This is a genomic window from Psychrobacter sp. 1U2, from assembly GCF_051847575.1.
Map to the genome: position 1 here is coordinate 1 of NZ_JBPYDC010000878.1, position 792 is coordinate 792.

Below are 792 nucleotides of genomic sequence, written 5' to 3' on the forward strand. Positions count from 1 at the left end.
TCTTGAAAACAACTAATGCTGCATTTCAAATCCGTCGTCTGACATATCCATCATGTCGCTATTGAACGACATATCCAGCATATCGTCGTCCAACCTAGTCGTTAGCATGGTGTACTGGCTTTTATCTAATTTAGGTAGCGATCTGATAAAAGCGACCATGGCCCACATTCTATCGTCATCATGCGTTGCACCCCATGCTGGCATTCCAGACGCCATGATGCCATGTTTAATCGCCCAAAACCCTTGTCTAGCACCAGCCTGCGTTTGATAACGCGCAACAACATCAATATTGGTAAAATTAGGTGGCTTTGGATATAAGCCTTGACTAAGGTCAGTCTGTTCTACGCCAGGAGACAAATGACAGCCTGCACACATGTCTTTATAATCTGCACCGCCACTGCTAATCATGTCCACCTGTTCTAAATCTGGAACGATGATATCTTTACTCGCATTTTCTATAGAACGATTACGAGCTGTTTCCAAGAAATTGTAGACCATTGGACTATGCTCTTGATCGGCGCCAATATTTATAACACCACCAGTAATGACAGCAAAAACACCAGTAATTGCGACAACAAGGGTAAAAATTATCCCCAATAAGAATTTCATGTACTTATCCTAAAAATCTATTTTTGTTAATACACCACTATTATTTAGTAAGGCTATTTACTTAATAAAACTGCTTATTCAGTAAAGCTGCCTAATAGTGATGTATGTTTCATAGGACTATATTTAAAATTCTTAAGATTTACTGTCATTACTTCCGTTGTCACTACTGACGCAGTGTTTTTG

General features: G+C 39.4%; 1 protein-coding gene. It reads right to left on the minus strand.

Annotation, left to right across the window (positions count from 1 at the left end; all coding sequences use genetic code 11):
* Positions 1-12: 12 nt before the first annotated feature.
* Positions 13-609: a c-type cytochrome gene (locus ACS8FD_RS19295; RefSeq protein ID WP_439261053.1), complete on the minus strand. Its 597-nt coding sequence runs from the start codon at positions 607-609 to the stop codon at positions 13-15.
* Positions 610-792: the final 183 nt, after the last annotated feature.

Coding starts and splice junctions, on each gene's coding strand:
- ACS8FD_RS19295 (WP_439261053.1), bottom strand. CDS start 609: ATGAAATTCTTATTGGGGATAATTTTTACCCTTGTTGTCGCAATTACT.